The sequence below is a fragment of the Phocaeicola oris genome, assembly GCF_021295095.1.
Lineage (GTDB): Bacteria > Bacteroidota > Bacteroidia > Bacteroidales > Bacteroidaceae > Phocaeicola > Phocaeicola oris.
In genome coordinates, this window is sequence record NZ_JAJLQX010000022.1 from 19240 (window position 1) to 33604 (window position 14365).

The 14365-nt window shown below is 38.3% G+C and carries 11 protein-coding genes and 1 tRNA gene; 9 read left to right on the forward strand and 3 right to left on the reverse strand.

The window, feature by feature from the left end:
* Positions 1-151: 151 nt before the first annotated feature.
* Complete coding sequence (ilvA, locus tag LO761_RS10600; protein ID WP_272818259.1) at positions 152-1345, forward strand: threonine ammonia-lyase; 1194 nt, start codon at positions 152-154, stop codon at positions 1343-1345.
* 381 nt (positions 1346-1726) lie between these two features.
* On the opposite strand, the gene LO761_RS10605 is transcribed toward ilvA, so the two are convergent.
* The 3 genes from LO761_RS10605 to LO761_RS10615 are packed head-to-tail and all read right to left on the reverse strand — an operon-like array spanning position 1727 to position 4147.
* On the reverse strand, positions 1727-2911 hold the full coding sequence (locus tag LO761_RS10605) for a class I SAM-dependent rRNA methyltransferase (protein WP_272818260.1): 1185 nt from the start codon (positions 2909-2911) through the stop codon (positions 1727-1729).
* The gene (locus LO761_RS10610) at positions 2901-3575 is read right to left on the reverse strand and encodes a 3'-5' exonuclease (protein WP_272818261.1); all 675 of its coding nucleotides are present in this window, start codon (positions 3573-3575) and stop codon (positions 2901-2903) included. Before LO761_RS10610 ends, LO761_RS10605 begins: the two co-directional genes overlap by 11 nt.
* Positions 3576-3577: 2 nt before the next feature.
* Entirely contained in the window at positions 3578-4147 is a 570-nt protein-coding gene (locus LO761_RS10615; RefSeq protein ID WP_272818262.1) for a DUF5063 domain-containing protein, read from the reverse strand.
* A gap of 106 nt (positions 4148-4253) precedes the next feature.
* Between LO761_RS10615 and LO761_RS10620 the strand changes: the two genes are divergently transcribed.
* The 8 genes from LO761_RS10620 to LO761_RS10655 all read left to right on the forward strand — a co-directional run bounded on the left by LO761_RS10620 (position 4254) and on the right by LO761_RS10655 (position 14129).
* Positions 4254-6686: an FtsK/SpoIIIE family DNA translocase gene (locus LO761_RS10620; protein WP_272818263.1), complete on the forward strand. Its 2433-nt coding sequence runs from the start codon at positions 4254-4256 to the stop codon at positions 6684-6686.
* A gap of 1 nt (position 6687) precedes the next feature.
* A complete protein-coding gene (locus LO761_RS10625; protein WP_272818264.1) occupies positions 6688-7302 on the forward strand; it encodes a LolA-like putative outer membrane lipoprotein chaperone in 615 nt (204 codons plus the stop codon).
* A 37-nt stretch (positions 7303-7339) separates the two neighbouring features.
* Positions 7340-8272, forward strand: a complete 933-nt coding sequence (gene trxB, locus LO761_RS10630) for a thioredoxin-disulfide reductase (RefSeq protein ID WP_272818265.1) — start codon at positions 7340-7342, stop codon at positions 8270-8272.
* A 10-nt stretch (positions 8273-8282) separates the two neighbouring features.
* Complete coding sequence (locus LO761_RS10635; RefSeq protein WP_272818266.1) at positions 8283-11108, forward strand: M16 family metallopeptidase; 2826 nt, start codon at positions 8283-8285, stop codon at positions 11106-11108.
* Positions 11109-11120: 12 nt separating this feature from the next.
* Complete coding sequence (locus LO761_RS10640; protein ID WP_272818267.1) at positions 11121-12608, forward strand: DUF5687 family protein; 1488 nt, start codon at positions 11121-11123, stop codon at positions 12606-12608.
* Between the two features lie 11 nt (positions 12609-12619).
* Positions 12620-13327: an ABC transporter ATP-binding protein gene (locus LO761_RS10645; protein WP_272818268.1), complete on the forward strand. Its 708-nt coding sequence runs from the start codon at positions 12620-12622 to the stop codon at positions 13325-13327.
* Positions 13327-13977, forward strand: a complete 651-nt coding sequence (locus LO761_RS10650; RefSeq protein WP_272818269.1) for an HAD family hydrolase — start codon at positions 13327-13329, stop codon at positions 13975-13977. The genes LO761_RS10645 and LO761_RS10650 overlap by 1 nt, the downstream gene beginning before the upstream one ends.
* Positions 13978-14056: 79 nt before the next feature.
* Positions 14057-14129, forward strand: a tRNA-Gly gene (locus LO761_RS10655).
* The last annotated feature ends 236 nt before the right edge of the window (positions 14130-14365 follow it).

Consider the following 14365-nt stretch of genomic DNA (forward strand, 5'->3'; position numbering starts at 1 on the left):
CAATCTGTATCTTTCCTTGCTTTTAATTATAGAAGGGATAAAAAAGTGTACAGCAAATAATTCTACATAAAATAACAGGGTGTGATTTAAAATATTACTTTTGCATCGCAAATTATGTAAGACTATAAAATCAACTACAAAAGGAGATTGTATGCTACAACTTGATAACTTCTACAAAGCGCGTTACGTGCTAAATAAGATTGTTCGTAATACGGCCCTCGTTCACGCTCCACAAATAAATTTGGAAAGCAATGTATATCTGAAATCGGAATGTCTGCAAAAGACCGGTTCTTTTAAAGTACGTGGAGCATACTATAAAATATCACAACTCAGCGATGCCGAAAAGACGAAAGGCGTAATTGCCTGCTCTGCCGGAAACCATGCACAGGGTGTAGCGTTGGCTGCCACATCAATGGGAATCAAATCGCTTATATGTCTGCCCGACGTAGCTCCTATCAGTAAGATTGAAGCTACCAAGAAACTGGGTGCTGATGTTTGTATGGTCTCGGGCGTATACGATGATGCATACAATAAAGCATTACAACTACGTGATGAGAAAGGATATACCTTCGTTCATCCGTTTGATGATGAGAACGTTATAGCCGGTCAAGGAACTATCGGACTGGAAGTGTTGGAACAATTGCCTGACGTAGAGGCGGTAGTAGTGCCGGTTGGTGGCGGAGGTTTGCTTTCCGGCATTGCATACGCTATCAAATCTCTGAACCCAAATATTAAAGTTTATGGCGTCCAGTCGGAAGGTGCCCCAAGCATGGTGAACAGTATTCACGATAAAAAGATAGAACGCCTGGATTCAGTATCAACCATTGCCGATGGTATTGCCGTAAAAGAACCTGGACAGATTACTTACGATACCATCTTGAAATACGTAGACGGTATGGTTACAGTAAGCGAAGATGAAATCTGTGCCGCTATTCTTCATTTGGTCGAAGTAGAAAAGATGGTGGCCGAAGGTGCCGGTGCAGCCAGTGTAGCTGCCGTAATGTTCAATAAAGTTCCTGTAAAAGGAAAAAAGACGGTTTGTATTGTAAGTGGAGGTAACATTGACGTAACTATTCTAAGCCGTGTCATCAATCGAGGCTTGGCTAAGAGTGGTCGCCAGTGCACTCTAAGTGTGGAATTGGACGATAAACCCGGGCAGTTGGTTGGTGTCAGTTCCATCATTGCCGAATTGGGAGGTAACATTATCAGTGTTCACCACGAACGTAACTCTGACAGTGAAAAAGTAAATGCCTGCATCCTTCGATTAACAACTGAAACGAAGAATCAGGAACATGTTGAAGAGATTAAGAATGCGCTAAAGAAAGCAGGCTTCAAGTTGGTGTAAAAACAACCATTACTCTTTCAACTCTTGTCATATCATAAGATGATTACGTACAAACGTCCGTTTGTATTGGGAAGCGTGTCCATAAGCAAGTGAAAAGTGATACGTATGATTCTCTTAAATCATCAGAAGTTTTGATCAACTCATGCGGATGAGTTCATCCGTTCATGCGTATCACATTCGAATGTGATACGTATCTGTTTGCATGTTGTCGCCCATCTTCCTTGGCAGGTATAAAAACAAAGAAGGGAATCCTCACGAACTCCCAATCTCACTTAACCTTAAATCTAATACCATGAAAAACACGGTACAAAGATATAACTTTTATGTTATTCAACATATTTTTTGAAGACAAAGCCACTTTCTTTTAACATTATTTAGTTGTTACTCCACATAAACTACTAATCCTTTCAAGTATTCCCCTTCTGGATGGAAAATATTAATAGGATGATCGGCTGGTTGGGTAAGTTGATGAAGAATTCTCACCGAACGCCCGCTCTGAACAGCAGCAGTAAGGACAGCATTACGAAAACTGATTTTATCAACCAACTGTGAACAAGAGAAGGTAAACAAAAGTCCTCCATGCCGAATCTTTTCGAACGCTTTGGCATTCAAGCGGGAATACCCCTTTAATGCATTACGGATTGCAGCCTTATGTTTTGCAAAAGCGGGAGGATCGAGAATAATCAAGTCGTAAGTATCATTCATTCCATTAAGGAATTTGAAAGCATCATCAACAAAAGCCTGATGGCAAGCACAATTAGGGAAATTGAGTTCTACATTCCGATTGGTTAACTCAATGGCTTTAGCAGAACTGTCGACCGAATGAACTAACTTAGCTCCACCCCGAAGTGCATAAAAAGAAAATCCTCCTGTATAACAGAACATATTTAACACGGTCTTACCTTTAGCATAACGTTCCACCAGTGCACGGTTTTCACGTTGATCGACAAAGAATCCCGTTTTTTGCCCTTTCAGCCAGTCAACATGAAATTTCAGTCCGTTCTCCATAGCAATATTCTCATCGCAGCCACCTTTTAGATATCCATCCGTACTTGACATCTTTTCTTGGGCAGCCAATGTAGCCTCCGACTTATAATAAATATTCTTCAGTTTGTTCCCCATCAGTTTTATAAGTGCATCGGCTATTTCTTTACGCGATTGATGCATTCCGACAGTATGCGTCTGCATAACAGCCGTGTGATTATAAACATCAATAATTAATCCCGGAAGCCCATCTCCTTCACCATAAACCAAACGGTACGCATTAGTAATAATGCTCTCGGCAAGTCCTAATGTAACACGCATATCATAAGCCGATTTTAACTTGCTGTACCAGAAATCGGTATCAATCTCTTTCTGTTGAAAAGTAAGCACTCTAACGGTAATACTTCCTTGCTGATAATGTCCGCGAGCTATAAACTCATTCTGTGCTGTAAACACATCAACTACCTCTCCCTCTTCAGGTTTTTCTTCTACACTACGAACTGCACCGGAAAAAATCCATGGATGAAAGCGTTGCAAAGAAGCTTCTTTGCCTGGCTTTAATTGTACTCTTTTATATACCATCATTTTCTATATTTTCGACTTCTGAATATACAGGTACATCCGGTTTGGTCACCACCAATTCATAATCGTTTTCCTCTTCCATCCGCTTCAACTCTTTATAGATACGCAATGTGCACCAAGCATCAGTAGCAGCGTATAATTGTTGTCCATCTGTAAGAGCATCAACCTCCCAATTAGAAAGTCGTTGCGTTTTAGAAATACGCATCCGGAACAGATTAGCATAAATCTTCTGTAAGCTCATGTCCTTGATACCAAATCGAAGAACATACTGTTGTAACTCCAACCAATTACCTTTCGATGGGTCGATTGACTTTTTCCGAATACACAGCTTGCTAAAGTCATCTTTTAGTGACAAACCTATCTTCAGCACATTGTTCTCCAAGAATTCGTGTAAGCAGTCGGGTATACCTATTTTATGTAAACGGAACAAAAAACAAGTGTCATCAGTAGCAACTTGAAGCAATCCCACTTTATGGATCACCCCTTTCTTAAAGCTGGGACGAGTCTCTGTATCCACTCCAACCACAGGAAAAGAATTCAGATAATTAACAGCCTTAGTTGCGTCAGAAACAGTATTAACAATGATAATTCGTCCGGTAAACAGAATCTTCGGCATCTCTGCCATCTCTTGTTTTATGATATAATCTTTAATAATTTTAGACATAATTAATCGTCATTATCAGCATAATCAGTTTGCGTTTTACCATTATCCTCTTCATCATGCTGATTATATTTCACATCATGCAGAGCCCGCATGGAGTTCACTAATTTCTGCCCCCAATAATCGGCAAAATGTTCCTTGCAAGTAACAAGCGCATCATTCATCGTTATATTATTTCCGGTTTTAAACATCTCGACAAAATCACGCACATCCTGGTAAATATCTGCCATATCCTCTGAGATTTCACATGTGAGCGCTCCCTCGCTATACTGTATATCAGGGGTAAACACTTCTAAATAGTCATCTTGAGAGTTCATCACCTGTTTGACAGAAGTACGGATAAATTCATAGTCTCCCTCAGAAACCGATTGTTCAAGTTCATCTACTCCCATTCTCTCACATGGAGAAATAAGTGATGCTTTCAGATACAATAGAGGAAGGAATTTCAAAGCTGTATTTACAAATTCATCACGACTTCTTTCATTTGCTTTTTCAAGGAAAGAACAAAACTCTGCCGCTACAGTAACGAACTCGATAGTGTTTTTGTCAAAAATGACTTCACTCTTATTTTTCATAAGTATAATTGTACTTTTGAAATGCAAAGATATGAAAAAAAGAAGAAAATAATCGGGTTTCTCATCTTTTTCACGTACATTTGTAAAATTATTATATAGAATATTTATGCCAAAGAAAAATATATATCCTAAAAATAACAGAACTCAAAATAACCAAGAAGGGAAGATACATACGATTTCGAATATTTTTAAGAGTGAAACTACTCATTTCGCTATCGGATTAATTTTCCTCATTGTTGCCGTATATCTGCTTCTGGTCTTCACTTCTTATTTCTTCACCGGTGCTGCCGACCAAAGTATTGTTGAAAATACTTCAGGGAATTTGGAAGAAGCGACTCGTCAGGTACAGAACTACGGAGCACTGGGAGGAGCACATGTATCTGACTTCTTTATCAATCGTTGTTTTGGATTCGCAGCATACTTTATTATCTTGTTCCTTGCCATAGCCGGATTAAAGTTAATGCGTGCCTATAAGTTTCACCTATGGAAATGGTTTCTGAGTTGTACTATTCTGATGATATGGTTCTCTATCGCGATGGGCTTCTTCTTTGAGAAACCAATGGCAGATAGTTTCTTCTATCCGGGAGGTTTGCATGGACATAATGCCAGTGAATTTCTGAAAGGACTTATAGGAGTTCCCGGAGTAGTATTGTTGCTACTAGTAGTTGCTATTTTATTTCTCATCTATGTAAGTAATGAAACAATCTATATTATCCGAAAGATTCTTCATCCGAATTTTAAACGGACTCCAAAACCAGAGGTAAGTGATGATAGAGAAGCTTCACAGACAGAATACACAGATTCGGAAACGACAGAAATAGATTTTGATTTAAATGAAGACAAACATAAAGTGAACGGACTAACAGAGAATGTGAATCCGGAAAATTTCATTCAATCTTCTTTAAATAAAGAACCGGCAAAGTCACAACAGTCAATGACAGCAAAGTCGGCAGCAAAAGAACCGGACTTCACCATTATAAATGAAATTCCGGAGGATGCAGAAAGAGGAAAAATAACAACTCCTTATAACCCACGACTTGATTTGGAACATTACCAATTCCCTACACTAAACCTTCTGAAGGCATACGATGATGCCATACCTAATGTGGACATGAATGAACAAAATGCCCATAAAAATCGTATCATCGAAGTGTTACATAGTTTTGGAATAGAAATCAGTTCCATTAAGGCAAGTGTTGGTCCAACCATTACACTCTATGAAATTACTCCTGCAGAAGGAGTTCGCATCGCCAGAATCAAGAATCTGGAAAACGATATTGCTTTGAATTTGGCAGCATTGGGCATCCGTATTATTGCTCCTATCCCCGGTAAAGGAACCATAGGTATTGAAGTTCCCAATGAACATCCTCAGATAGTTCCCATGCGCCCTATCCTGGCCAGTAAGAAATTCCAAGAAACTAAGATGGAACTGCCTGTCGCTATGGGAAAAACTATTACCAATGATGTGTTTATGTTCGATTTGACCAAGGCTCCACACGTATTAGTTGCAGGTGCTACCGGTCAAGGAAAATCAGTGGGACTGAATGCTATCGTAACATCCTTACTATACAAAAAGCATCCAGCAGAGTTGAAATTTGTGATCATTGACCCTAAAAAGGTAGAGTTCTCTATCTATGCTCCTATTGAAGACCATTATTTAGCCAAGCTTTCTGATACAGAAGAACCTATTTTGACAGATACTACTCAAGTTATCAATACATTGAACTCACTCTGTAAAGAAATGGATACCCGCTATGACCTATTAAAAAAAGCTTCAGTACGTAATATAAAAGAGTATAATGCCAAGTTTATTAACCGCCAATTGAACCCTGAAAATGGACACCAATTCCTACCTTATATTGTAGTGATCATTGACGAATTTGGTGATTTTATTATGACAGCAGGAAAAGATGTAGAGTTTCCAATCATCCGCATTGCACAATTGGCTCGTGCCGTAGGTATTCACATGATTATTGCTACACAGCGTCCTACAACCAATATCATTACCGGTTCCATCAAGGCTAACTTTCCTGCCCGTATTGCATTTAAGGTAGCATCGAACATTGACTCCAGAACGATTCTCGACCGTCCGGGCGCAGAGCAACTGGTTGGTAAAGGTGATATGCTGTTCCTTCAGGGCAATGAGCCTGTCCGTGTTCAGTGTGCTTTTGTCGATACTCCGGAAGTAGAGAACGTCGTTAATCATATCCATGAGCAGCAGGGCTATCCCACTGCATTTATTCTACCGGAAGTGGAAACAGTCGACAATGCATCTTCCAGTATCGGTGATATGGATATAAATAAAGTAGATCCTTTATTTGAGGAAGCTGCCAGACTAATTGTAGATAACCAACAAGGGTCTACTTCATTGATTCAACGTAAATTCGCATTAGGTTATAATCGTGCAGGACGAATCATGGATCAGTTGGAAAATGCAGGTATTGTTGGTCCGTCACAAGGTAGTAAAGCTCGTGAAGTACTCTGTATGGATCAAATGGATCTGGACGCGAAATTAAGTAATGTTAGAAATAAAGGATAAAATGAAAAAACTGAATATATATATTTGCATAGTTACTCTCCTACTCTGCTGCACTACAGCCTATGCCCAGCAAAGCGATAAAGCCATGGAGATTTTGGATAAGACAGCCCAAAACATAAAGAACGCGGGAGGCATCAGTGTTACATTTAGTGGTTCACAAAACGGTTCTATCCTATTGGAAGGAGAGAAATTCTATCTGAACAACGGAAATGTTGAAAGTTGGTTCGATGGAAAGACTCAATGGAGCTATATGAAAGATAACGAAGAAGTGAATATCAGTAATCCCACTTCAGAAGAATTGCAAAATATCAATCCGTATGCCCTTCTTTCTTTTTATAAACAAGGATACAACTATATATATGAAGGCACAAAGAATGTAAAAGGAAAGATCTACTATAAAGTTATCTTAAAACCACAAAGGGTAGTTAACATCATCGAAATTGTCTTGTATATAACAAAAGATTATTTACCTCAAGACATAAAAATAAAGGCAAAAAATCAGCCGGAACAGATCATCAGTATAATATCATATAAATTGCATCAGAAGTATAACGATGCCATATTTAAATATGACAAAAGTAAATATCCAAATGCAGAGATTATTGATTTAAGATAATTCCGCAAATAAATAAAAAAATAAAACTTGATATAATATGGAAAGAGTAAAATGTTTAATCATTGGATCCGGACCGGCGGGATATACTGCCGCTATATACGCAGGACGAGCAAATATAAAACCTGTCATATATGAAGGACTGGAGCCTGGCGGACAATTAACCACTACTACAACAGTTGATAATTTCCCAGGCTATCCTGAAGGTGTAGACGGTCCACAACTGATGGAAGACTTACGTCAACAAGCCCTTCGCTTCGGAGCTGATATCCGCTCAGGAATTATTACAAAGGCAGAATTAGACAAGAAGCCATTTATTGTAACTACAGATGAAGGTACTCAGATAGAGGCCGATAGTGTGATTATTTCTACCGGTGCCAGTGCTAAATATTTAGGATTAGCTGATGAAAAGAAATATGCCGGTGAAGGTGTAAGTGCCTGTGCTACCTGTGATGGCTTTTTCTACCGTAAGAAAGTGGTAGCCGTAGTCGGAGGTGGCGATACAGCCTGTGAGGATGCTACTTATTTGGCCGGCTTAGCAAAAAAGGTTTATTTAATTGTAAGAAAAACATACTTGCGTGCATCTAAGATTATGCAAGAACGTGTTCTGAACACCCCAAATATTGAAGTCCTGTTTGAGCACAATGCAATAGGTCTATATGGAGAGAAAGGTGTAGAAGGCGTTCACTTAGTTAAACGTAAAGGAGAAGAAGATGAAAGCTACTATGACCTTCCAATAGACGGATTCTTCTTAGCTATCGGGCATAAACCCAATTCTGATATATTCAAGTCATACTTAGAAACTGACGAAGTTGGTTATATCAAAACCATAAATGGTACTCCACTAACTAAAATTCCAGGAGTATTCGCAGCCGGCGACGTAGCAGATCCGCGCTATCGTCAGGCTATTACCGCAGCAGCAAGTGGTTGTAAAGCAGCTATTGAAGTAGAAAGATATTTAACAACATTATAATCACACAACAATGAAAAAGCTATTAAAAAAAATATTTCTGTATACAGTATTGCTTGGCAGTGCTACATTTTGTTTTGCGCAACAACAAATGTCTTCGTTGCCTAATGATCCTAATGTAAGAACAGGTAAATTAGATAACGGACTTACGTATTATATTCGTCATAATGAACTACCACAGCATCAGGCAGACTATTACATAGCCCAGAAAGTGGGTTCTGTACTTGAAGAAGAAAATCAGCGTGGTCTGGCTCATTTTTTGGAACACATGTGCTTCAATGGTACCAAACATTTCCCAGGCAAAGGCATCATCAACTATTTGGAAACCATTGGAGTGAAGTTTGGTCAGAATCTGAACGCATACACAAGTATCGACCAGACAGTATATAATATATCGAATGTTCCAACATCACGTGACGGTATTGCTGACTCCTGCCTGCTCATCCTACATGATTGGGCTGACGGATTAACCCTCGATCCGAAAGAAATTGACTCTGAGAGAGGTGTTATTCATGAGGAATGGCGTACTCGCCAGAATGCCATGATGCGAATGTATGAGAAGGTACTTCCCGAAATCTATCCCAACAGTCGTTACGGTCACCGTCTTCCTATCGGCTTAATGTCTGTAGTAGACAACTTTCCTCATCAAGCTTTACGCGACTACTACGAGAAGTGGTATCGTCCCGACCAGCAAGGTATTATTGTCGTTGGTGATGTTGATGTTGATAATATTGAGGCTAAAATAAAAAATATATTCGCAGATGTAAAGATGCCGGAAAATCCTGCCAAAAGAGAATATTTCGAAGTTCCTGATGTAGACTATACCATTATCAGTATGGCTAAAGATAAAGAAATTCCAACTACTCAAATCCTCACTATGTTCAAACACGAGGCTATTAAGCCAGAGCAAAAGAACAATATAGAATATCTGCTTATTGAGTATATGAAAGAGATGGCTTCTACTATGCTTAACGACCGTTTAACAGAGTTGACTCAAAAAGCTAATCCTCCATACCTGGGAGCAAGTGGTGGAGATGAAAGTTACATGATTTCAAAAACAAAAGATGCTTTCACTCTTTTTGCTTCAGCTAAGGATGATGGCATTGATACAGCATTTGTTGCTTCCCTCCGTGAAGTAAAGCGTATGAAGGATTTCGGATTTACTAAATCAGAGTATGCACGTGCCAGAGCTAATTTTCTCCGCAGTCTGGAGAAGCAATATAACGAGCGTAACAAAACTCAAAACAATAGCTATGTTAATGAATATGTTAACAATTTCCTTGATGGTGAACCCATTCCGGGAATTGAAAACGAATATACCTTATATAATCAAATCGTTCCTAACATTCCTGTAGAAGCAATCAATCAGATTATTCCACAAATAGTCAACGACTCTAATATGGTAGTAACCTTGTTCATGCCTGACAAGGAAGGGTTCAATTACCCCACTAAAGAACATATCACAGATTTAATCAACTACGTGAAGTCTGAAAAGCTAACTCCATATCAGGATAAAGTTTCTAATGAACCTCTGATAAATGATAAACCACAGGCAGGGAAAGTCATTAAGACTGAAGAAGGTAAATTTAATTCTAAGATCCTTACTTTGTCAAATGGCGTAAGAGTTATTCTGAAGACTACAGATTTTAAAGCTGATGAAATTTCTATGAAAGCTTTCAGCCCCGGAGGATCAAGCTTGTACGAAACCAGCAACATTATTAACATTAATCAACTGAACAGTGTGGCTGAGTTAGGTGGCTTAGGTAATTTTAGTGCTATCAACTTAGAAAAAGCATTAGCCGGTAAAGATGCGTCCGCGTCATCTAATATTGGTGACTTAACAGAACAAATTAACGGTAAATGCTCTCCTAAGGATTTGGAAACAATGCTCCAGCTCACTTACCTCACTTTCACTGCTCCACGTATGGATCAAGAAGCATTCGAATCTTACAAGACTCGTTTGAAAACTCAATTGGAGAACGCAAAAGCTATGCCGCAAAAAGCATTCAGTGATTCTATTCGTGTTGCCATCTATAATCATCACCCGCGTGCTATTTCATTTACTCCTGAAATGGTTGACAAGATAGACTACAACAATATCTTAAATATGTATAAAGACCGCTTCAAGGATGCAAGCGATTTTACTTTCATTTTTGTTGGAAATATAGATCAAACAACTGCTACTCCGTTAATTGAAACATACTTAGGAGGCCTTCCTTCCATAAATCGTGAAGAAAACTTTGTTGATCGGGAAATGGATATCCGTAAAGGGGAATATACTAATGTATTCCATAAGGATTTACAGACACCAAAGGCAACCGTCATCATCGTTGCCAGTGGAAAAACGGATTACGACTTAAAGAACGATTTGAAAATGAGTATGCTTTCTCAATTATTAAACATGTCTTACTTGGAAAGCGTACGTGAAAAAGAAGGGGCTTCATACGGTGTATCTGTTTACGGAGAAATCAGTAAGTATCCAAAACCGGAAGGTGAAGCTATGCTTCAAATCTATTTCGATACCGATCCTGACAAACGTTCTGCCATGACAAAAATTGTCATCGATGAACTTGATAACTTTGTAAAAAACGGCGCACCGGCTGAAAACTTGGCTAAAGCGAAAGAATTTCTTCACAAGCAATATAAAGAAAACCAAAAATTAAATGGTTATTGGATAAATCAACTCTATCAGTACTATTGGTATAAGACAGATATGAATACGGATTATGACAATACTGTCGACGCGATTACCATGAATGATATTCAAGAATTTGCTAATGCATTGTTGAAACAAAAGAATATTATTCAGTTAAGTATGACATCTGGCGATATAAAATAATACAGATAGTTTATGCTATTCCCTATCATTCGGAAAAATAAGAAACTTGCAGCAAAACGGAATCCTGCATTTGATACAAACCGTTTTGCCAAGTTTCTTATTTATTTTATGATTGCATACTTCGCGGCACTCCTTATCTTTATGGGAGTAATGCTTCCTATGGCATTTGAAGAAAGTTTTCCTACTATGGAGCCATACCACGTCCTAAATAAGAATTTGATTTACATCTTGTTAGCAGACGTACTCCTGCGTATTATGGCTGAACCTCCTATCTCACAAGAACTCAAGCCTTACTTACTATTGCCGGTCAAGAAAAATGTTTTAATCAATTCTTTCCTTTTGCAAAAAGGAACAAGCAGCTATAACTTCCTCTGGTTCTTTTTCTTTGTTCCCTTTGCATTTATTACCATCATAAAGTTCTATGGCTTTCTTGGTATTTTTACCTATTTAATAGGTATATGGTTACTTATAATATTGAATGCATACTGGTTTACTTTCTGTAAAATACTTTATGATGAGCATCAATTCCTTATTATAGTTCCGGTTATTGCTTATGCACTAATCACTTTCTTAGAATTCGGAATCCCCGGAAACCATATCAGCATGTTTACCATGAACTTAGGAGAAAAGTTCATCGAAGGCAATGTAATCTATTATCTTATAGTTCTATTAGGAATCCTCTTCATGTTCTGGCTATGCGGTACCATGCAATTGCATTATCTGTACGATGAAATATCAAAGAAGCAAGATTCCAAGATCAAACATGTATCACAATATAAATTTCTTGACAAATACGGACTTGTCGGCGATTATATGCGATTGGAACTAAAACTTTATACACGTAATAAGACTGCAAAGAAACAATTCGTCTCGGCATTCATCTTTATGCTCATATTTGTATTTGGATTGGCGTTTAGCAATGTTTATGATGGTCAGGGCATGCAGTCGTATATTTCTTTTTATACTTTCTGTGTGTTGGGAGTCATGATGTTAGGACAAGTAATGTGCTATGAAGGTAATTACATTGACGGACTGATGAGTCGTAAAGAATCTATCTACACGCTGCTTAGAGCAAAGTACTACATTAACTGTCTGTTTGTCATCATTCCTTTTGTGGTAATGTTAGTACCGGTATATAAAGATAAAATGCCATTCATCGGACCGGTTGCTTATGCGTTGTTCACTATGGGATTTGTATTTGCATTGCTGCTACAACTCGCAGTATATAATAACAGAACACTTCCCCTGAACGCTTCTATCATGAAAAGTAACAAAGCAAACTCACCGGTACAAATGGTTATCACACTAAGCGCGTTCCTTATTCCATTCCTCGTTGATATATTCCTAAAAACTATCCTCGGGCAAAATGGAGCCTTTATTATCGAGTCGGTAGTAGGACTGGGCTTCATCATAACTCATCGCTTCTGGATAAAGAACATTTATAACCGTTTGATGAAACGCAGATATCAGAATATGGAAGGCTTCCGTGCTACCCGTTAAAAATAAAACTTATGAATATAACTATTGATCATTTAATAAAACGATTTGGCAAAAAAGAAGCCGTCAATATAGAAAATTACACCATTAACAGTGGCGATATGCTCGGATTGGTTGGTAATAATGGAGCCGGAAAAACTACTCTTTTCCGACTTATTCTGGATTTACTGAAAGCTGATGAAGGGCAGGTATCTATCAATGATATTATCGTCAGTCGGAATGAAGACTGGAAAGAATTCACCGGCGCCTTCATTGATGATGGATTCTTAATCGATTATCTTACTCCGGAAGAATATTTTGAATTCATCGGAAAGATATGTAATATAAAAAAAGACCATATCTTTGAACGACTGAAACGATTTGAACGACTGATGCATGATGAGATTCTTAACCAAAAGAAACTTATCCGAGACTTCTCGGCAGGTAATAAGCAAAAAATTGGGATTATCGCCGCTATGCTGAACAATCCACAAGTGCTTATCCTTGATGAACCTTTCAATTTTCTTGACCCTACCTCACAGTCGGTTATCAAACATGAGCTGAAAACTTATCACGATGAAACCAATGCTACTATCCTTATCTCCAGCCATAACTTAACACATACCGTCGATATTTGTCCGCGTATTGCGCTCCTTGAGAATGGTAAAATTCTCCGTGACATAGCAAACGCAGATGGTTCGGCTGAAAAAGAATTAGAGGACTATTTCGAAGTAGCCGAATAATGAAATATACCACCTATCTCTTTGATTTTGACTATACCTTAGTGGATTCTTCACGAGGTATAGTCTTTTGTTTTCAGACTATTTTAAAAAGATATGGCTATGTAGCGAAAGAAGATGATATAAAACAAACCATCGGAAAAACGTTGGAAGATTCGTTTAGGCTTCTTACCGAAGTAACAAACCAAACGCTTATTGCCAAATATGCTCGTGAATACCATGAGGTAGCTGCTAAGCACATGACTTCCCTTACTTGTCTGTATCCGGAAACAAAACAAGTACTTGAATTATTAAAGAAAAACGGCGCGAAACTTGGGATTATTTCCTCCAAAGGAAAAGAACTTATTCATGAAATGATGGGGCAATACTTCCCTGATAATTTCTTTGATGTTATTTTAGGCATTCACGACGTAAAGAAATCAAAACCGGATGCTGAAGGCATCAATAAAGTACTGAAAGCACTCCATGCCAATCGTACAAAAACACTTTATATCGGAGATAGTGTAATTGACGCACAAACTGCCCAAAACGCCCATATTGATTTCTGTGGAGTACTAAACGGGATAACTTCTCGTAAGGAACTGGAGATTTATCCTCATCGTAAAATACTCAATAACCTGTTTTTGCTGCCTTATCTCAAAAAGTTGGAATAGATATATATATTCAATAATAAAAAACCGTATTAAGTTTGCCAAATTAATAAGTTATAGTATATTTGCAGCACAAACAAACGCGGTAATAGCTCAGTTGGTAGAGCGTTGGCTTCCCAAGCCGAAGGTCGCGGGTTCGAGCCCCGTTTACCGCTCTTATTGCAATAAAATGGGTAATTACTTCCCATAATGCAAATAATTCTAAGCATATTTAATCTTTTTCATCACAGATTTATATTTACCGACTTTACCGATACTAAAGAGTTGAAGCAATAACATCCGGATAAACGACCATCAACCGATAAGGTCACAGCGTCATTTTAGAAAGTCATACAGATGAGTTGTTTAAATGATACGCATGAACCACTCAACTCATACGCATGAGTTGAAT